This is a genomic window from Labrys sp. F242, from assembly GCF_057813875.1.
In genome coordinates, this window is the sequence record NZ_JBVASG010000003.1 from 593,552 (window position 1) to 611,079 (window position 17,528).

Here is a 17,528-nt window from a genome sequence, read left to right on the forward strand (position 1 = left end):
CAAGGCTATGTTCAGTCATGTCACGGTCGGCGTCGCCGATCTCGAGCGCGCCGCTCGCTTCTACGATGCCCTGTTGGCGCCGCTCGGTCTGCGCCAGCGTCCCGTCACGGCGGACGATGGCCCAGCCGCCCGCTGCTGGATCGACCCCACCAGGCCTTTGCCGCGCTTTTATGCCTATAACCCGTTCAACCGGCATCCCGCCACGGCCGGCAATGGCAGCATGGTCGCCTTCCAGGCAGTCTCGCCCGAGGCTGTCGACGCCGCCTATGCGGGTGGCATGACGGCCGGCGGCGTCGACGAGGGTCAGCCCGGCGAGAGGGCGCATTATGGCAAGGGCTATTATGGCGCCTATCTGCGCGATCCCGATGGCAACAAGATCCACATTGTCTATCGTGGCGATTTGATCGCGTCTTAGAGAAAATTGCGATTCGAAGAGATCGCAGTTTTCTCTAATTCCTTGTTTTGGCGCATTTTCTTAATCGAAAAGTCGATCAACTTTTCTCGAAAATGCTTTGATCGCCCGGAGCAATAGTCGTGTTCAAGCCGCATGCGGGGCCGGGGCCCATCCGGATCGATTTCCTGCTGGTCCCGCAATTTTCGATGATGGCGTTCTCCGCCGCCGTCGAGCCGCTGCGCGTCGCCAACCGCATGGCCAGGCGACAGGTCTTCGACTGGCGGGCCTGGTCGATGGACGGCGAGCCCGTCAAGGCTTCCAATGGCTGGCCGATCCCGGTGGGCGGGGCGCTGCCTGCCAGTGGTGACATTCCCACCCTGATCGTCTGCTCCAGCTTCGAGCCGGAGCATTATGCCAGCAAGGCGATGCTGGCGCGCCTGCGCCATCTCGCCCGCCGCGGCACCGAGATCGGCGCGCTCGATACCGGGGCCTGGATCCTGGCCGCCGCCGGCTTGCTCAGTGGCGGCAAGGTCACCATGCATTGGGAGGCTGCGCCCGGCTTTGCGGAGGCCTTTCCCGACATCGAGATCAGCGAGGCCCTGTTCGAGGTGTCGGCCAAGCATTTCACCTGTGCCGGCGGCACGGCGGCCCTCGACCTGATGCTCGACATGATCGCCCGCCAATATGGGCAGGCGCTGGCGGTGGCGGTGTCCGAGCAGTTCATCCATGACAGGTTGCGCCCACGCCATGACCGCCAGCGCATGAGCCTGCCCAAGCGCCTGGGCGTCGCCAATGGCAAGTTGATCCGCGTGGTGGCGGCAATGGAGGCCAATCTGGAGGCGCCGCTCGACGCCAAGGCGCTTGCGGCCCTCTCGGGTGTCTCGGCCCGCCAGCTCGAGCGCCTGTTCCGGGCCGAACTCAAGGATTCGCCGGCCAACTATTATCTGCACCTGCGGTTGCAGCGCGCCCGCCTGCTGTTGCGCCAGACCGACATGAGCGTGATGGAGATCGCCATGGCCTGCGGCTATTCCTCCGCATCCTGTCTTTCGCGATCTTATCGCGCGCATTTTGCGGTGACACCGCGCGAGGACCGGCGAGAAGGCGAGAACCCGGGGGTCCAAAAGCGCGGCTGATGCGAAATCGCAGGCATTGCAGGCCGGGGGGTGGGATGGTGCTTCAGGTCTTCAGCAACTTCCCGATGACCTTGGCGGTATAGTCGACCATCGGCACCACGCGGGCATAATTCAGCCGTGTCGGTCCGATCACGCCAAGCACGCCGACGATCTTCTGATTGCCGTCCCGGAAGGGGGCCGCAATCATCGAGGAACCCGACAGCGAGAACAGCTTGTTCTCCGAACCGATGAAGATACGCACGCCGTCGCCGCCCTCGGCGCGGCCGAGCAGGTCGATCAGGTCTTTCTTGGCCTCGATGTCGGCGAAGAGCAGGCGGATGCGCTCCAGATCCTCTCCGGCATGCAGGTCTTCGAGCAGATTGGCCTGGCCGCGGACGATGAGCTGTTGCGGCAGGTCGGAAGAGGCACCGCTCCAGCTTGCCAGGCCGGTATCGATCAACTTGGTGGTGAGGTCGTCGAGTTCGGCGCGGCCGGCATCGAGGGCGCTGCTCATCTCGCGCTTGAGGTCATCCAGCGTCTTGCCGCGGGCACGGGCGTTGAGATAGTTCGAAGCCTCCACCAGTGCCGATGTCGGCAGGCCGACGGGTACCGTAATGACACGGTTCTCCACCGTGCCTTCCTCGGAGACGAGGATGACCAGAGCCTGGGTGGGTTCGAGGCGCACGAATTCGATATGCTTCAGGCGCTGGTCGCGCTTGCCGGTGACGACCACGCCGGCGCCGCGCGACAGGCCCGACAGGGTGGCGGAGGCCTCGATCAAAACGTCTTCCAGGGAGCGGGAGGAGGTTCCGGCCCGGATCTGGGCATCGATCTGCGCCCGGTCCTGGGCGGCGAGGTCGCCGAATTCAAGCATGGCGTCGATGAAGAAGCGCAAGCCCAGTTCGGTCGGCAGCCGCCCCGCACTGGTATGCGGAGCCTGGATCAGGCCCAGCAGCTCGAGATCCTGCATGACATTGCGCACCGAGGCGGGCGACAGCGAGGTCGGCAGTAGGCGCGAAATGTTGCGGGAGCCGACGGGTTCGCCCGTCGCAAGATAGGAATCGACGATCTGGCGGAATATCTCGCGCGAGCGTTCGTTCAGCTGGGCAAGTTCACTCGAAGGAATGGTCGGCGTCACAGCGGACAAGGTCTGTCTCCTCGACGCTAATGTGACGAGCATTCGGCGATTGTTCAATGGTGGAATTGCAGTTTCCGCAGCGCTATGCAGTTTCTTCTCATTCGCATTTCGCCCCTAGAGCGTTTTCCAGCAAAGTCGATACGCTTTTCGATTAAGAAAACGCGTCAAAACAAAGAGTTCGAGAAGAATGACGATTCGGAGAAAAGTCATTTTGCTCTAGCCTCGTCAGCTCAAGGAGAACCCTGTGATGGTCGATTCAGTTCCGCCTTCTGCGAGGGCCGTCGTCGATTTCTGGGTCGATGCCGGCCCTGAGCGCTGGTTCGAGAAGGACGAGGCGTTCGGCCGTGATTTTCGCGAGCGTTTCCTGGCCGTGCATCAGGCGGCGATGCGCGGCGAACTGGAGGGGTGGGAGGCGACGGCGCCCGGCGCTCTCGCGCTGGTGCTGCTGCTCGACCAGTTTCCACGCAACGCCTTCCGTGACACGCCGGCGATGTATGCGGGCGACCCGTTGGCGCGACGGGTCGCCGCCGCGGCGCTGGCCGATGGCCATGATCGCAGTATCGGCCCGGAACTGCGCATCTTCTTCTACCTGCCCTTCATGCATTCCGAAGAACTCGCCGACCAGGAACGTTCGCTCGCTCTGTGCCGGGCCCTGACCGGCGACTATCTCAGCTATGCCCAGCAGCATCGCGACATCGTCGCCCGGTTCGGCCGATTTCCTCACCGCAATGATATTCTCGGTCGCATTTGCACGCCGGAGGAGCGCCGATTTCTCGACGAGGGCGGCTTTGCAGGGTGAGAGAGCTCCGTTTCCTGAGAACTTCTAGACCTTGTCGATCACGTGGAAGAAGGAGCCGGTAACCCGGCCGCGATGGCTGCCGAGGGCGCCGAGCGAGATGCCATTGGCGTCGCTCACCTCGAAGAGGGGCGGATCGGCCGAGCGCAGGGTGGTCGAGTAATGGAACTCGTGGCCGCGCACGAAGCCGCCTTTCCGGCCGAGCGGGCAATCCTGTTTCAGTTCGGCGAGGCGATAGCCCAGATTCATCTTGCGCTTGGCGAAACTGGTTTCGAGGTCGAGCAGGCCGGTCATGCGGTGGGCCGTGCCTTCCGCATCCGTCAGTACCTGGCCGAGCACCATGTAGCCCCCGCATTCGCCGTGCACCGGGCACGTCTGCGCGAACAGGCGCAGAGCCTTCTGGAAGCGCGTGGCGGTGGCGAGGCGGGCACCATGCAGTTCGGGATAACCGCCAGGCAGCCAGGCGATATCGGCGTTCTCCGCCGGTCCCTCGTCGGCCAGCGGCGAAAAGGGAATGATCTCGGCGCCCTGGCGGCGCCAGCCAGCGAGGAGATGCGGATAGACGAAGGAAAAGGCAGCGTCGCGGGCCAGGGCGATGCGCTGGCCAGGCGGACGTAAACCTGCGTCCTTCGGGTCGGCCGGGCGCAGGTCCGCATCGTCCGGGGCTGCCGGCAACTGCCGCGTGCCGGCGAGGGCCCGGATGGCTTCGATGCTGCAATGGGTTTCGACAAAATCGGCCAAAGCTTCCAGACGCTGGTCGAGCTCGACGGTCTCGTCGGCCTGGACCAGGCCGAGATGGCGTTCGGGCAGCACGAGATCGGCATTGCGCGGCAGCACGCCGACCACGGGCAAGCCGGCTTCCTCGATGCCCTTGCGCGCCAGCGCTTCATGGCGGGGGCTCGCCACCTTGTTGAGGACGATGCCGGCGATGTGCACATCGGGGCGAAAACTGGCAAAGCCCTTGGCGACCGCGCCGGCCGACTGGGACTGGCCGGAAATGTCGAGGACCAGCAGCACCGGCCAGCCCTGCCGCGCCGCAAGGCCCGAGGAGGAGCCGTCGCCGCTGGCGCCATCGCGGGCGACGCCGTCGAACAGCCCCATCAGCGCCTCGCCGACGAAGAGATCGGCATTATGGCCGGCCTCGTGGATCAGGCTGTCGAGCAAAGCGGGCCGCATGGCCCAGCTGTCGAGGTTATAGCTCACCCTTGCTGCCGCCGCGGCGTGAAAGCCGGGATCGATATAGTCGGGCCCGCATTTCATCGGCTGCACGGCGACGCCATTGCGGGCGAGGGCGCGCAGCAGGCCGAGCACCAGGGTGGTCTTGCCGGAGCCCGAACGGGGAGCGGCGATGAGGAGGCCGGGAGGGATCATCACCCGTTCCTGCCCTGCCCCGGAGCGGCGCGCAAGAGCGTTCTGCGATTGGGCGTAACACCGAGAGGCGGACCAAAGAGCTCGAGCAAAAGTGCGTTTTCACCAAAAGGCCGCTTCGCTCCAGGGGGCTTGACCCGGAAATCCCCGCCCCATTTCGGGGGCCCCCTTGAAACCCCCCTGGGCTTGCCCATATTGAGATTGTTCCGGAGTTGCCGGAACGGGGGATGCCGTCAGGGTCCCCGCCACAAAGTCGCTTCCTGCGAGGGCTTTGAAATGTCGCGCGTACCAACCTTGAATTCACCCTTTCTGCTCGGCTTCGATGAGATCGAACGAGCTCTGGACAGGGTCGCCAAAGCCGCCAATGACGGCTATCCGCCCTATAATATCGAGCGGGTCGGATCCTGCGACCGGCCGCCGGAGAGGCTGAGAATCACACTCGCCGTCGCCGGCTTCAGCCGCGAGGAACTCGACGTCTCGATCGAAGAAAACCAGCTCGTCATCCGTGGACGGCAGGTGGACGACAAATCCCGAGTCTTCCTGCATCGCGGTATCGCAGCTCGCCAGTTCCAGCGCACTTTCCTCCTTGCCGACGGCATGGAGGTGATGGGTGCGGATTTGAAGAACGGCCTGCTTTCCGTCGACCTGATCCGCCCGGAGCCCGAGCGCGTCGCCAAGCGCATCGACATCTCGGTGCGGGACTGACGACCCGGTTGCCCCTTTTTCCATTGTTTCCAACGTTCAGGAGGGTCCCATGATCCGGAACGACAAGACTGTTGTGCCTACCCCCGAGATGCTGGCTGCCCTGGGCGCTGGACATGTCGCCTATGTCAAGCCGATCATGTCGGAAGACGCCATGCGGCTCTATCCGCAGCTTGGCGAGATCCGTCCCGGCTTGAAGCTGTTCACCCTCAATGCCGCCGATGGGACGCCGATCATGATTTCCGATTCGGCCGAGAGCGCGGTCGCCAATGCCTGGGAGCAGGAACTGGAGCCGGTTTCCCTGCATTGAACACAGGGCCGCGGCTCGATCGGTCAACGAGAAGTGTATCCGCTTAACGTGGATCCAGGGCGACGAAGCGCAAGCTTTGTCGCCTTTTTACGTCGAACCAGCCCGGCGAAGCGCGAGCTTCGTCGCCTTTGTACGTCGAGATGGCTTTCGAGGCCGCGACGCTTCAGCCCAGAAGGCGTGGCGCTGGCAGCTCGATCTGGCCGGTGGTGGCCGGTGCTGTCGCCTGCGGGCGCTTGTAGAGGAAGTACCAGGCGAGGCCACCGACGACCAGGATGGCGATGATGAGATAAAGCCAGGTCATGCTGCCGCTCGATTGCGGCGGTGGTGGCGGGGCGGCCTGATGCTGCAGCCGAGGGCTGGGCGGCGGCTTGGTGTCGAGTGTCGACCGGCTGGCTTGGGCACCCGCCCCGCTTGATCCAAGGGTCGATGTACCCGCAGTCGATATACCAGGCTGCGGTCCCGTGGCCGAGCCCAGCGTGGATTGAGGCGGGGTGGTCCGGAAGGCGCCGCTTACCGCGGTTTCCAGGCCTTGCAGGAATCCACCGTCGGCGAGACCTGCCGCCAGGCTGGCCGGGAGTGCGGCGGTGATCGCCTGCTTCTCGCCTGCGAAAAGCGCGGCGACCGCATTGCCGTCAGACCAGTTCTCCGGCGATTGATTGCCGAGGGCACCGACGACGGCCGGGCCGACGAGACCGAGCACGGAAGCGGCAGCCTGCGGAGGGGCACCGGTTGCCTGCCCGAGGACACTGGCCAACTGGTTGACGCCCTCGGCGCCCAGCAGGGAGGTCAGCACATCACTGCCTCCAGCCAGGGCGTTGGCATCGCCGCTGGTCACGCCAGCCGCCAGCGTGTCGAACAGGCCCGGATCCTGGCTGGAGATCAGATCGGAAATGCCTTTGGCGCCATCGGGGGAAGAGGCTTCGCTGGCGAAGGCCCCAAGCACGGAAGGAACGGCGGCGGCGACCAGTTTTCCGGCCAGTGCCGGGTCGATGCCGATGATCGCGGCGGCGCGTTCAATGAGATCGGGCGTGATCAGTTGGGAGACGAGGCTAGGAAGATTAATGGCCATTTCATTCCTCGCGTCAGAAAATCACGGATACCTTAGTACCCAATCGTCTCCGTTGCAAAACTCGATGATACGAGGCCCGCTGTTCTTTTGGCCGGGCAGTGATCGGGCAGGATGAATGCCCGCGGAAATCCAAATTCCTTTACGGAACAGGAAAGGTTTGGATTTCCTGCGCTATGCCGGGAGGCGCCTGGGGCGCGACTTGGCCCTCATTCGGCCAAGCGGAGCGATTGAAGAAAAGCAGCATGGCCGAATGGGGGCCATACTGCTGCGATCGGTCAAGCCGAGCGGCTGGCGCCTGTCGGCAGCACGATCACCTTGGTGCCGACGGGAACGCGCTTGTAGAGATCGATGATGTCCTGGTTGGTCAGGCGGATGCAGCCGGACGAGACCTTGGTGCCGATGGCGGAGGGATTGGTGGTGCCATGCAGGCGATACAGCGTGTCGCGGCCACCGCTGTAGAGATAGAGGGCGCGTGCACCCAGCGGATTGCTGGGGCCGCCGGCCATGCCGGCGCGATAGCGGCCATATTGCTTGGGATTGCGGGCGATCATGTTGGGGGTCGGGGTCCAGCGCGGCCAGTTGGCCTTGCGCGCGATGATGGCCTCGCCCTGGAAATTGTAGTCCGCGACCTTGCCGACACCGACACCATAGCGCAGCGCCTTGCCGTTGCCCTGGATCAGATAGAGAAAACGCTTGTTGGGATCGACGATGATGGTGCCGGCCTTTTCCGATGATTCATAAGAAACCTCGCGGCGCCAGAAGCGGGGTGCCACGCTGGCCAGGTTCACGGCCTTGATCGGATAGGCGCCATCCTTGGAGCCGGCATAGATGGCGGCGTAATGGGGATCGGCCGTCTCGGCCATCTCCGGCGCGCTCGCGGCGGCGGTCTGAGCTTCCTCGGGCTTGACGACGGGCAAAGCGGCGAGTTGCACGGTCGCGCCAGCCTGCGGCGCAATGGCCGGGGTCGCCAGAGGGGTGTCGATCTTCGCGCTTGTCGTGACGCAGCTTGCAAGCATCAGCGGCAAGGCCAGAAGGATAATGCTTCGTGCCAGTATCATTTTAATCCAGATATGTGCTGTTCTTATTCGTCCGCGCCTGCCCGGCTCAGGAGCTGCGGCGGCGCTGGGTGAGGCTGGGCGTATGCAGCCATTGCGGCAGCATTGTGCGCTGGCAGCGAGGTTGTCGGTGCCGGGTGCAAAAGCTCTCGAGGGTGTGTTCTTCCGGCAACAAGGCGGGCTTCGACTGTGGGCTCAGCCTGCCCGACCATTGGCGAGAGGCCAGGTGACGCTGAAACTGAAGGGCGCGAAATGGGCGTGGGGCAGGCCTGCGACCGCGAGGGCCTCGGCCGCCCATTGATTGCAAGTATTGAATGGCCCGTAACGGCCTTTGGCGAGATAGAAGGCCTCGAGCCCCGTGCCGCCGGGGCGCTGCTGCGCCCGGCCGGCAGCGTCGGGCTGGAGGCTTGCTTGGATATGGGCGATCAGGGCGCGCCGGCCCTCCCTGTCGATCGAAAGCGGCAGGCAGTCGGGGTTGGCGACCGGCGGATTGACGGCGACCACCCTGAGGGCGGTGTCGTGCCGGCCGGCGAGTGCCGCCAGAGCGGTCGATACCCTGGTATCGCCCCAGGTCGGCGTTTCCCGGAAAAAGACGAGATCCCCCCAGCCGAAGGCCAGATAGGCCTCGGCCGGCAGGTCGGGCGGGGTTACGGCCGGAAACAACTGCGTCCAATCGATCAGCGCATCCCGGCTCGGCATCACGATATCGGTGTGGGCGAGGGAGGCGCAGAGATAAAGCGTCGGTTCTCCGCCGGCCTGCTGGGCCCGCCCTGACGCCGGCACGAGCGCAAAGCCGATGGCAGCGAGCACGAAGAGGAGAAGGGCGAGCAGCGGCATGGTCGCGAGTACGAGGATCAGGCGCAGGCTCTTCGAGAGCCGTGTGCGTCCTACCGTTTCGGCAGCAAACCCACCAGCGGGATCAGGCATGCTCTGAAGATGCCGGCAAGGCTTCCCCCGTGGTGGAACGGTGCGCGCGAACCGAACGCGACGACCTGATCATAGGTGCCCGCTAAAGCAAAGGCGAGGAACCCCCGCAGGGCCGTGCTCAGGCTTTGTCGGTCAGGCTCCGATAGACCTTAGCCGGCCAGGTCAGGGCGTCGGGAAGCGCGCGGGCGATGCTGCTGGCAAAATCGGAAGCAGAGCCGCTGCTCCACTGCCCCTGGACCACCGGGGCCAGTTCAACGCCCACGCCGATCAGATAGACAATGACCAACAAGGATAGAATGCTGCGCATCGTGAGCTCTCTCCAGATGGCCACATCCGACATGGCCCCACATTGGGCGGGAGTGTCGCGAAACTTCGTGGCGGCAGCGTGATCGCCGGTCGAATCCCGGAAAACGCCAATTTCCAGAAGCGTTTCACTTTCAGAGCGATTCGCCAAGAACCGCAAACTCTCGGCTCTTCAGCAAGTTCAATTGAAAGAAGGGCTCGGCCCGAACATATTTCGCTCCAGGCTGGGCTGGTCGAGAGCAGGGCTCAGTCTCGTGCCTTGCCGTTGCGGTCGGCGGCGTCCTTCAGGCGCTCATGCACGCGCTGCATGGCCTGGCGGACGGCGAGCCTGGCCTTGAGGGCGGCGATGCCGCTCGTCGCGCAACTCGGTGAGGCATAGTCGAGACAGGGAATGCCATGCGCCAGGCGCTCGGCGGAGAGCACACCGCAATCCTCGAACAGCAGGCACGGTTCCTCGCCGCTATGCGGACCGCTCAGATGCATTCCCATCGCTACTCTCCCCTGATTCTGTTTGTAGGCTAACAATCCTCCAGGGGCGTGATAGGGGCGTGACCGGCGCGCTTGGGACCTTCGATCACAGGCCTTGCGCAAAGCAGGCCGGCCTGGGGATAATCGCCAGCCTTGTAACCTGGCGGTCACACGCGATAAGCCAGTGGTCTCCAGAGCAATGCGCGTTTAGACGGAAACGCTTGTTTGCTCTAACTCTTTGTTTCCAAGCCAATCCCCAGCGGATTGGCTGGAGCGTCTTTGTGATTCTTGGCATCACCGCCAAATCGCAAAACGCTCCGATGCGGTCCTGGACGCAATCTGCCAGGCCTGCAACATCGCGACGGGGCTGCGGTATCATGGCATTTCGACCCTTGGACTATGACGAGCACCCGACCGTTCTCGCGGCCGAATATCAGCGGATCAAGGCCAACCTGTCCGACAATGAGGCGATGCTGCTCGCCTGCCTCACCAATGTGCTGAACGAATTGCCGGACTGGCTGGACGGGGACTACTCCGCCGGTAGCGCGCTCGATCATGCCAATACGGCGATCGAGGCAATGCTGCGCGGCTCCGGCCTGCTGCCGATACCACCTGAAGCCCGTGAACGGGCGGAGAGAATGCGCGACGACAGTTGAGATGCAGGGCCTGGGTGTCGGCGCTCTGTATGATTAGCCGGCAGCGACTCCACAAGGCCGTTGCAGGCGCCGGCACAGGACTTCCAAGGTCACAAAATGCAAAAGGCCCGACGGGCCGTTAGCCACGTCGAGCCTTTTCGAAACTGGTGCCCAGAAGAGGAAACGGCATTCCTGTCGATTCGTCGTTGATTTTATTTAGTTTTTCCTCTCACCGGCGTGGCCGCTGTGTACCAGCCTTGTGTACCAGTACGCGCAGTTCGTCAATCCCCAATTCTTTAGGTGGAAATCCAAAAGCGGATATTGAAAAGAATTTCGCCGAAGCTCATATGTTGACCATCCGATCACGCGGGCGACCTTGGGGAGCGGAGTATAACTTGAAGCTGACAAGCCCGAAGGCCGCCAGCAAGTTCGCTACGATGTCCATTCGGACCTCCAGGTGAAGCTGTACGCACAAGGCGCATGAAGACGACATCTTCATACAGCTATTATAGTACATTATCTCGATGACTGTGCCGTAGGGTCTTCTGGGCCCGTTATAAATAGTCGGAGGCGAGAGCATAACCGGATGCACACGGTGCTCTTGCCTCCTCTCGCTTCTGGAGAACTTCTGTGAAGCCTTGGACTCCCGTGGTGAAGCGATATCCTCACTTCGATGCGGTGGTTACTCCAGAGTTTGCAGAGAAATTCGTCAACTCTCCGGATGATGTCGCGAAGCACACCTTTTTTCCTTTCCTCCGTTATGTCGAGGGCTGGACGCAATACGCGAAGAAAGGCAGGGCGGGAAAGCGCAAAAACCGTCCAATTAGATTTGCAGCTAGGTTGGATAGTTGTATTTTTTCATTCTACAGGCATTTACTCGCTGAGCCTTATGAGAAGCTGCTTGAAGAAGCGGGACTCTCGGGGGCGGTCATTGCCTATCGCCGTATTCCCAAGTCCGGTGGTTCTGGCGGGAAAAGTAATATCGATTTTGCGCTCTCCGCCGTCGACACGATCAGGCAGTACCAAACATGCTGCTGTGTCTCCCTGGATATCAGCGATTTTTTTGAAACCTTGGATCACGAGGTGCTTCGGCTGAGGTGGGCGCAGTTGCTGCAACGACCTCGACTTCCGGCTGACCATTACAAGGTCTATCGGGCGATCACTCAATATGCGTTCGTCGACGTATTGAAAGCATACGAACGTCTGGGGTTTTACGGAACGAAGGTCGATCGTAGGGGAGTGGCGAGGCCCGGCTACCTTTGTGCGCGCGGAGAAATTCCGCCTCGCCTCTGTGATATCAAGACATTCCGTGAAAAGATCGCTGACGAAAAGCCAGATATAATTGAGATAAACCGTTCGGGAAGAGGAATTCCACAGGGAGCGCCATTATCAGATTTATTGGCAAATCTTTATTTGTATGAATTCGACAAGGAAGTTGCTCGCATATGTGTGGAATGCGGAGGAGTGTACTTAAGATATTCGGATGATATCCTGATCATCGCCCCGGTCCCTGATAGTCAGGCATTGGAGATCGAGGAGCGAGTGCGTGGTGCCATCACGGTTCACGGGGTCGGTCTTGAAATCAAAGAAGCGAAATCGGCTGTGCACAGTTTTGTACAGGGTGTCGATAGACAGTCTGTTGCGGTCGTGATGCGCGCGGGCCTCCCCCGCGAGGGCCTGTGCCTGCTTTGCTGACAAGTCCTTCGGACCCGTTCGCACGGCGTCGAAGAACGCGTCGACCTGCAGCTGCGCTTGTGCATGACGTGCGCGCAGCAGGCTGCGATCGGCGGTCTGCAGCGAGAACTTTATCTCATGGCCAATCGCCACCGTGACCTCTGAGACGTCGGTTTCCGACGCCCCGGCGAGGCGTACGGAGATTTTGCGACCCTTCAATTTTTCAAGGAGATCAGTAGGAACGCGCCTGCGGAAGTAGGCGTTGGGGCTACCATCACGCCGTGTCGGACGAACCATCGAGAAGACCATGTGTACCGCTCCTGTGTATACCACTCGGAGCGGCGCAAGCCGTTGAAAGGAAAAGAAGATCAGCTCTATCAACGGCTTGCGGGGAAATTGGTGCCCAGAAGAGGACTCGAACCTCCACACCTTGCAGTACACGGACCTGAACCGTGCGCGTCTACCAATTCCGCCATCTGGGCGCGGGGGTCTTCTAGGGGGGCGGAGGGCCGATGTCAACGCCCATTTGCAGTTCTTGCGACAGCTTGATGAAACCGGCTTCAAACTGGCGTCCCGCCTTGCGTTTGACACCTTGCTGGGCTTGTGTGGATGCGAGAAGAATGCGTTTTAGCGAAGCATGGCTTCGCCTGGGCGCTTCATCTCGACATGCCTTGCGATTGCGTGTCCTGCGATTCCGAAGCTTGCGATTCCAAGGCCTTGCGATTTTTGGTGATCGTGCCGTACCGCAGGGCGCCTCTGGATTTGAATGGAGTGAATGCCTTGCCTGCAGCGATTCTCGACGAGGCCCTGCTTTATGACGGCTGGAACCGGCTGCTGATGGTCAAGGCCCGCACGCAGGGCGGCGCGGTGATTCACCGCAGCGTCGAGGATCACGGCGATGCGGTGACGGTTCTGCCCTTCGATCCCGAGCGCCGGCTGGCTCTGCTGGTGCGCCAATTGCGCGTGGCGATTCTCAAGGGACATGGGGTGGAGGCTTCGCTCGAGGCACCGGCGGGCATCCTGGACGAGGACGATCCGGCCGATTGCGCCCGGCGCGAGGCGATGGAGGAGGCCGGGCTGGAACTGAAGGCTCTGGTCCCGCTCGGCGCGGCTTTCGTGATGCCGGGTATCTCGACCGAGAAGATGCACATGTTCCTGGCCGAATATTCGGCGGCGAGCCGTGTTGGCGCTGGCGGCGGTCTGGCGGAGGAGAACGAAGAGATCGAAGTGGTCGAGATCGGGCTCAAGGACCTGGCTGGCATGGCCGACCGTGGCGAGCTTTCCGATCTCAAGACCTACAGCCTGGTGCAGACGCTCCGGCTGAAGCGGCCGGAGCTGTTCTGAGGCAATACCGGGCCGGGTATTACTTCCTGACGCTGCGGGCGCCCTTGGCGATGTCGCTGACCAGTGCGAGCACGGCCGGTACGGTCTTGTCCGTCGCGCTGTTGTCGGCGTCGAGGCTGGCGCGCACCGCTTCCACTAGGGCCGAGCCCACCACCACGCCGTCGGCGCCCTCGGCGATAGCCCGGGCATGCTCGGCGGTCTTGACGCCAAAGCCGACGCAAACAGGCAGGTCGGTATGCTGCTTGATGCGGCCGACCGCGCCGGCCACCACGCCGAAATCGGGCGTGGCCGAACCGGTAATGCCGGTGATCGAGACATAATAGACGAAGCCGGACGTGTTCTGCAGCACCTTGGGCAGGCGCTTGTCGTCCGTGGTCGGCGTCGCCAGGCGGATGAAGGCGATGCCGGCCTTCAGCGCCGGCAGGCAGAGTTCGTCATCCTCTTCCGGCGGCAGGTCGACCACGATCAGGCCGTCGACCCCGGCGATCTTGGCATCGACGAGGAAGCGTTCGACGCCATAGATGTAGATCGGGTTGAAATAGCCCATCAGGATGATCGGCGTGGCATCGTCGGTCTTGCGAAATTCGCGGATGACGCCGAGCGTCTTGGTCAGCGTCATGCCGGCCTTGAGGGCGCGCAACCCCGCGGCCTGGATGGCCGGCCCGTCGGCCATCGGATCGGTGAAGGGCATGCCGAGTTCGATGACATCCGCGCCCGCGGCCGGCAGGCCGGCGAGGATCTTGGCTGAAGTCTCGATGTCGGGATCGCCGGCGGTGACGAAGGTCACCAGGGCGGCGCGCTTTTCGGCGGCCAGGGCGGCGAAGCGGGCGGTGAGGCGGCTGGTCATGGGGTCACAAGCTCGGAGCAAGGGGCGGCAGGATGGGATGGCGGGAGGTCACAGTGACGTTCCCAAAATCTCGGCAACCTGCGGTACGTCCTTGTCGCCGCGGCCGGAGAGGCTGACCACCATCAGGTGATCCTTGGGCCGCTTGGGCGCGAGTTCGGCCACCCTGGCAAGGGCATGGGCCGATTCGAGCGCGGGTATGATCCCCTCCAGGCGCGACAGCAGCTGGAAGGCGTCCAGCGCCTCCTGGTCCGTCGCCGACAGATAGGTGGCGCGGCCCACCTCGTGCAGCCAGGAATGTTCCGGCCCGATGCCGGGATAGTCCAGGCCGGCGGAAATAGAATGGGCTTCCTCGATCTGGCCGTCGGCATCCATCAACAGATAGGTGCGGTTGCCGTGCAGCACGCCGGGGCGGCCGCCGGCGATCGAGGCGGCATGCAGGCTGGTGAGGCCGTGCCCCGCCGCTTCCACGCCGATGATCTCGACGGAGGGATCGTCGAGGAAAGGATGGAACAGGCCCATGGCATTGGAGCCGCCGCCGATGCAGGCAATCACGCTGTCGGGCAGGCGCCCTTCGGCTTCCATCATCTGCTCGCGGGTCTCACGGCCGATGATCGATTGGAAGTCGCGGACCATGCCCGGATAGGGATGAGGACCGGCCACAGTGCCGATGCAATAGAAGGTGTCGTGCACATTGGTGACCCAGTCGCGCAGCGCCTCGTTCATGGCGTCCTTGAGGGTCTTGGAGCCGGACTGCACGGGGATGACCTCGGCGCCGAGCATCTTCATGCGGAAGACGTTGGGTGCCTGGCGGGCGACGTCGACGGCGCCCATATAGACCACGCATTTCAGGCCGAAGCGGGCGCAGAGCGTGGCGGTGGCGACGCCGTGCTGGCCGGCGCCGGTCTCGGCGATGATGCGCGGCTTGCCCATGCGGCGCGCCAGCATGATCTGGCCGAGCACGTTGTTGACCTTGTGGGAGCCGGTATGGTTCAGCTCCTCGCGCTTGAGATAGATCTTGGCGCCACCGAAATGCTCCGTCAGCCGCTCGGCGAAATAGAGCGGGGAGGGCCGGCCGACATAGGTGGCCAGGTGTCCGTCCATTTCCTTCTGGAAGGCCGGATCCGCCTTGGCCTGCTTGTAGGCCTCTTCCAGCGACAGGATCAGCGGCATCAGCGTCTCGGCGACGAAGCGCCCGCCGAACTGCCCGAAATGACCGCGCTCATCGGGTCCGTTGCGGAAGGAATTGAGCTTGGGTGTCTCGGTCATCGTTGCGGCCTGTTGTCAGCGGGATGAGGTGGAAGCGGCGGCATAAGCCTGTCTTGCCGTCTCCACGAAAGCCCTGATCTTGTCGGGATTCTTCACGCCGGGCCGGTCTTCGACGCCCGACGAGACGTCGACCCCGTCGGGGGTGCTGATGCGGATGGCTTCGGCAACATTGGCGGGATCGAGCCCGCCCGATAGCATGAAGGGCAGGGTGCGGTCGAGATGCTTGAGCAGCATCCAGTCGAATGTCACGCCGTTGCCGCCGGGATGGGCGGCATCCTTCGGGGGTTTGGCGTCGAGCAGCAGCCAGTCGGCCACGCCGCGATAGGCGGCAGCCCGTTCGAGATCGGCGGCGCTGGAAACCCCGATCGCCTTCAGGACCGGCAGGCCGTAGCGCGCCTTGACCGCGGCGACGCGTTCGGGGCTTTCCTTGCCATGGAGCTGCAGGCCGTCGGGGGCGAGAGCGGCGACGATGGCATCGAGCCTGGCGTCGTCGGCATCGACGGAGAGTGCAGTCTTGCGGGCACGGCCCGATACCTGTGCGCCGAGCTGCGCCGCAAGGTCGTAGCCGATATGGCGGGGCGATTTCTCGAAGAACACGAAGCCGACCATGTCGGCGCCGGCGGCCAGAGCCGCTTCCAGCGTTTCGGGAGTGGAGAGACCGCAGATCTTGATCAATGCCATAATGGGGTCGAGATAGTTGCATCCGGCACACAATGCCAGTGAAATCAGGACAAAGCGCAGGAGGGGTGAAGGAATGTTCCCGAAAGGGCGGTTCGTCGGCGTGTTCGCCGTGATAGCTGGGCTGGTGGCGATGGCGGGGCCGGCAAGGGCGGCGCTGTGCTATGCCCGCGACTATGACACCGCCCATCTCGTCAAGCATGTCGACCAGCGCGTGACCCGCATCACGGTGCGTCTTCTCGCCGACAACGGTTCGGGCATCGGTGTCGGCCTGTGGTTTAGGAGCGACAAGCGTCAATGGTGGGCCGGCGGCGGCTGCCGCCAGCAGGGAACCGTCTTCGCGTGCACCCTTGACGGCGATGGCGGCACACTCACGGCGACGCAAAATACCAAGGGCATCCGCCTCGACGTTCCTGCCGCGGGCATTCAGGTGGAGCATCCCGACGCGCAGGGCAATGCCAGCTTCCAGGCCGTCGATGGCCCGGAACACCGGGTCTTCCTGCTCTGGTCCGCCCCGGAGGCCGCATGCGAACCGCAGAATTGAGGAGGAGCGGTCGTCACCACCCCTGCTCTCCCTGCCGGGATCCGAGGGGAGCAACGCTTGGCTTACTTCTTGCTGGCGTGGCCATCATCGCAAACATGCCCACTTCAGCCCTCGCCGTCGACCTGCCGCCCGGCTTCGTCCGCCTGGCCGACATCGCGCCCGGCATCCGCCAGGACATGCGCTATGCCGGCTCCCATAATTTCGTCGGCCGGCCGGTGGCGGGCTATGAGAGCCCCGTCTGCTGGCTGCGCCGAGAGGTCGCGCAGGCGCTGGCCGCGACGGCCCGTGACCTCGAAAAGCGCCATTGGCGGCTCGTCGTCTATGATTGCTACCGACCCAAGCGCGCCGTCGCCGATTTTCTGACCTGGGCCGGCGATGCCGCAGACCAGCATACCAAGGCCGAATTCTATCCCCGTACGCCCAAGTCGAGACTGTTCGCGCTCGGCTATGTCGCACGCGCCTCGTCCCATTCGAGGGGCATTGCCGTCGACATTGGGGCGGAGCAAGTCGATGCCGCCGGGCAGGTTCTGCCACTCGATTTCGGCGGCGGCTTCGACCTGTTCGACGAGATGTCCTGGACCGCGAGCAAGGCTGTGCCGGCGCAGGCCGCCGCCAATCGCAAGGCCCTCGTCGCCGCCTTCGCCGCGCATGGCCTGGCCAATTATGCGCGGGAATGGTGGCATTTCAGCCTGCCCGGCGCCGCGAGGGCGCCGGCCTTCGATGTCGTGATCAGGGAGCCTTGAGGACAATGCGATTCACGCAAGCGAGCGCAAGCGTTGTCATTGCCGGGCTTGCTGTAAAGGCCCGGCATCCAGCCCCGAGCCGGATTTGCGCCTGTGGCTTCTGGATAGCCGGGTCAAGCCCGGCTATGACAAATCGGAGTGTTTTCCTCCCCGGC

General features: G+C 63.3%; 20 protein-coding genes and 1 tRNA gene. 10 read left to right on the forward strand and 11 right to left on the reverse strand.

Features of this window, described 5'->3' with window-relative positions; translation table 11 throughout:
- The first annotated feature begins 7 nt into the window (after window positions 1-7).
- Entirely contained in the window at window positions 8-415 is a 408-nt protein-coding gene (locus ACZYTC_RS22395; protein ID WP_454816237.1) for a VOC family protein, read from the forward strand.
- A gap of 119 nt (window positions 416-534) precedes the next feature.
- Window positions 535-1,527, forward strand: coding sequence for a GlxA family transcriptional regulator (locus ACZYTC_RS22400; protein ID WP_434958317.1), 993 nt, complete (start codon window positions 535-537; stop codon window positions 1,525-1,527).
- 43 nt (window positions 1,528-1,570) lie between these two features.
- Here ACZYTC_RS22400 and hrcA read toward each other — a convergent pair whose 3' ends face one another.
- Window positions 1,571-2,644 (reverse strand): heat-inducible transcriptional repressor HrcA, encoded by a 1,074-nt coding sequence (gene hrcA / locus ACZYTC_RS22405; protein ID WP_434959706.1) that lies wholly within the window; start codon window positions 2,642-2,644, stop codon window positions 1,571-1,573.
- 247 nt (window positions 2,645-2,891) lie between these two features.
- On the opposite strand from hrcA, the gene ACZYTC_RS22410 reads away from it, so the two are divergent.
- On the forward strand, window positions 2,892-3,443 hold the full coding sequence (locus ACZYTC_RS22410) for a DUF924 family protein (protein ID WP_488990559.1): 552 nt from the start codon (window positions 2,892-2,894) through the stop codon (window positions 3,441-3,443).
- Between the two features lie 24 nt (window positions 3,444-3,467).
- Here the strand turns inward: ACZYTC_RS22410 and ACZYTC_RS22415 are convergent, their stop codons facing one another.
- The gene (locus tag ACZYTC_RS22415) at window positions 3,468-4,811 is read right to left on the reverse strand and encodes a cobyrinic acid a,c-diamide synthase CobB (protein ID WP_488990560.1); all 1,344 of its coding nucleotides are present in this window, start codon (window positions 4,809-4,811) and stop codon (window positions 3,468-3,470) included.
- 273 nt (window positions 4,812-5,084) lie between these two features.
- Between ACZYTC_RS22415 and ACZYTC_RS22420 the strand changes: the two genes are divergently transcribed.
- Both ACZYTC_RS22420 and ACZYTC_RS22425 read left to right on the forward strand, forming a co-directional pair.
- A complete protein-coding gene (locus tag ACZYTC_RS22420) occupies window positions 5,085-5,513 on the forward strand; it encodes an Hsp20 family protein (protein WP_149253477.1) in 429 nt (142 codons plus the stop codon).
- 49 nt (window positions 5,514-5,562) lie between these two features.
- Complete coding sequence (locus tag ACZYTC_RS22425; RefSeq protein WP_441771167.1) at window positions 5,563-5,820, forward strand: BQ00720 family protein; 258 nt, start codon at window positions 5,563-5,565, stop codon at window positions 5,818-5,820.
- Between the two features lie 163 nt (window positions 5,821-5,983).
- Here the strand turns inward: ACZYTC_RS22425 and ACZYTC_RS22430 are convergent, their stop codons facing one another.
- From ACZYTC_RS22430 to ACZYTC_RS22450, 5 genes are all read right to left on the reverse strand, one after another.
- Window positions 5,984-6,889 carry a DUF937 domain-containing protein gene (locus tag ACZYTC_RS22430; protein ID WP_488990561.1) on the reverse strand — a complete coding sequence of 302 codons (906 nt, stop codon included), beginning with the start codon at window positions 6,887-6,889 and terminating at the stop codon, window positions 5,984-5,986.
- 275 nt (window positions 6,890-7,164) lie between these two features.
- On the reverse strand, window positions 7,165-7,947 hold the full coding sequence (locus ACZYTC_RS22435; RefSeq protein ID WP_434958312.1) for a L,D-transpeptidase: 783 nt from the start codon (window positions 7,945-7,947) through the stop codon (window positions 7,165-7,167).
- Between the two features lie 192 nt (window positions 7,948-8,139).
- Entirely contained in the window at window positions 8,140-8,871 is a 732-nt protein-coding gene (locus ACZYTC_RS22440; protein ID WP_488990562.1) for a DUF2459 domain-containing protein, read from the reverse strand.
- 118 nt (window positions 8,872-8,989) lie between these two features.
- Window positions 8,990-9,325, reverse strand: coding sequence for a hypothetical protein (locus tag ACZYTC_RS22445; protein WP_434958310.1), 336 nt, complete (start codon window positions 9,323-9,325; stop codon window positions 8,990-8,992).
- Between the two features lie 95 nt (window positions 9,326-9,420).
- Window positions 9,421-9,663 carry a hypothetical protein gene (locus ACZYTC_RS22450; protein ID WP_454816228.1) on the reverse strand — a complete coding sequence of 81 codons (243 nt, stop codon included), beginning with the start codon at window positions 9,661-9,663 and terminating at the stop codon, window positions 9,421-9,423.
- Between the two features lie 356 nt (window positions 9,664-10,019).
- Here ACZYTC_RS22450 and ACZYTC_RS22455 point away from each other — a divergent pair, with 356 nt between their 5' ends.
- Both ACZYTC_RS22455 and ACZYTC_RS22460 read left to right on the forward strand, forming a co-directional pair.
- Window positions 10,020-10,298, forward strand: a complete 279-nt coding sequence (locus ACZYTC_RS22455) for a hypothetical protein (RefSeq protein WP_441771171.1) — start codon at window positions 10,020-10,022, stop codon at window positions 10,296-10,298.
- A gap of 609 nt (window positions 10,299-10,907) precedes the next feature.
- On the forward strand, window positions 10,908-11,972 hold the full coding sequence (locus ACZYTC_RS22460) for a reverse transcriptase domain-containing protein (protein ID WP_488990563.1): 1,065 nt from the start codon (window positions 10,908-10,910) through the stop codon (window positions 11,970-11,972).
- 376 nt (window positions 11,973-12,348) lie between these two features.
- Here ACZYTC_RS22460 and ACZYTC_RS22465 read toward each other — a convergent pair.
- Window positions 12,349-12,433 (reverse strand) — tRNA-Leu (locus tag ACZYTC_RS22465).
- A gap of 298 nt (window positions 12,434-12,731) precedes the next feature.
- Between ACZYTC_RS22465 and ACZYTC_RS22470 the strand changes: the two genes are divergently transcribed.
- On the forward strand, window positions 12,732-13,295 hold the full coding sequence (locus ACZYTC_RS22470; protein ID WP_434958307.1) for an NUDIX domain-containing protein: 564 nt from the start codon (window positions 12,732-12,734) through the stop codon (window positions 13,293-13,295).
- A gap of 19 nt (window positions 13,296-13,314) precedes the next feature.
- On the opposite strand, the gene trpA is transcribed toward ACZYTC_RS22470, so the two are convergent.
- From trpA to ACZYTC_RS22485, 3 genes are read right to left on the reverse strand one after another with little or no spacing between them, the layout of a single operon-like run.
- Entirely contained in the window at window positions 13,315-14,142 is an 828-nt protein-coding gene (trpA, locus tag ACZYTC_RS22475; protein ID WP_488990564.1) for a tryptophan synthase subunit alpha, read from the reverse strand.
- Between the two features lie 48 nt (window positions 14,143-14,190).
- Window positions 14,191-15,408, reverse strand: coding sequence for a tryptophan synthase subunit beta (trpB, locus tag ACZYTC_RS22480; protein WP_434958305.1), 1,218 nt, complete (start codon window positions 15,406-15,408; stop codon window positions 14,191-14,193).
- Window positions 15,409-15,423: 15 nt separating this feature from the next.
- Window positions 15,424-16,089, reverse strand: coding sequence for a phosphoribosylanthranilate isomerase (locus tag ACZYTC_RS22485; RefSeq protein WP_434958304.1), 666 nt, complete (start codon window positions 16,087-16,089; stop codon window positions 15,424-15,426).
- Between the two features lie 73 nt (window positions 16,090-16,162).
- Between ACZYTC_RS22485 and ACZYTC_RS22490 the strand changes: the two genes are divergently transcribed.
- Window positions 16,163-16,630 (forward strand): hypothetical protein, encoded by a 468-nt coding sequence (locus tag ACZYTC_RS22490; RefSeq protein ID WP_488990565.1) that lies wholly within the window; start codon window positions 16,163-16,165, stop codon window positions 16,628-16,630.
- A gap of 95 nt (window positions 16,631-16,725) precedes the next feature.
- Window positions 16,726-17,373 carry a M15 family metallopeptidase gene (locus ACZYTC_RS22495; RefSeq protein WP_434958302.1) on the forward strand — a complete coding sequence of 216 codons (648 nt, stop codon included), beginning with the start codon at window positions 16,726-16,728 and terminating at the stop codon, window positions 17,371-17,373.
- Window positions 17,374-17,528: the final 155 nt, after the last annotated feature.

Bases quoted from the DNA above. Each gene is read 5' to 3' on its own strand.
- ACZYTC_RS22415 (WP_488990560.1), bottom strand. From the start codon at position 4,811: ATGATCCCTCCCGGCCTCCTCATCGCCGCTCCCCGTTCGGGCTCCGGC.
- ACZYTC_RS22495 (WP_434958302.1), top strand. From the start codon at position 16,726: ATGCCCACTTCAGCCCTCGCCGTCGACCTGCCGCCCGGCTTCGTCCGC.
- ACZYTC_RS22490 (WP_488990565.1), top strand. From the start codon at position 16,163: ATGTTCCCGAAAGGGCGGTTCGTCGGCGTGTTCGCCGTGATAGCTGGG.
- ACZYTC_RS22420 (WP_149253477.1), top strand. From the start codon at position 5,085: ATGTCGCGCGTACCAACCTTGAATTCACCCTTTCTGCTCGGCTTCGAT.
- ACZYTC_RS22440 (WP_488990562.1), bottom strand. From the start codon at position 8,871: ATGCCTGATCCCGCTGGTGGGTTTGCTGCCGAAACGGTAGGACGCACA.
- ACZYTC_RS22455 (WP_441771171.1), top strand. From the start codon at position 10,020: ATGGCATTTCGACCCTTGGACTATGACGAGCACCCGACCGTTCTCGCG.
- ACZYTC_RS22395 (WP_454816237.1), top strand. From the start codon at position 8: ATGTTCAGTCATGTCACGGTCGGCGTCGCCGATCTCGAGCGCGCCGCT.
- ACZYTC_RS22450 (WP_454816228.1), bottom strand. From the start codon at position 9,663: ATGGGAATGCATCTGAGCGGTCCGCATAGCGGCGAGGAACCGTGCCTG.
- ACZYTC_RS22425 (WP_441771167.1), top strand. From the start codon at position 5,563: ATGATCCGGAACGACAAGACTGTTGTGCCTACCCCCGAGATGCTGGCT.
- ACZYTC_RS22430 (WP_488990561.1), bottom strand. From the start codon at position 6,889: ATGGCCATTAATCTTCCTAGCCTCGTCTCCCAACTGATCACGCCCGAT.
- ACZYTC_RS22435 (WP_434958312.1), bottom strand. From the start codon at position 7,947: ATGATACTGGCACGAAGCATTATCCTTCTGGCCTTGCCGCTGATGCTT.
- trpA (WP_488990564.1), bottom strand. From the start codon at position 14,142: ATGACCAGCCGCCTCACCGCCCGCTTCGCCGCCCTGGCCGCCGAAAAG.
- ACZYTC_RS22485 (WP_434958304.1), bottom strand. From the start codon at position 16,089: ATGGCATTGATCAAGATCTGCGGTCTCTCCACTCCCGAAACGCTGGAA.
- trpB (WP_434958305.1), bottom strand. From the start codon at position 15,408: ATGACCGAGACACCCAAGCTCAATTCCTTCCGCAACGGACCCGATGAG.
- ACZYTC_RS22410 (WP_488990559.1), top strand. From the start codon at position 2,892: ATGGTCGATTCAGTTCCGCCTTCTGCGAGGGCCGTCGTCGATTTCTGG.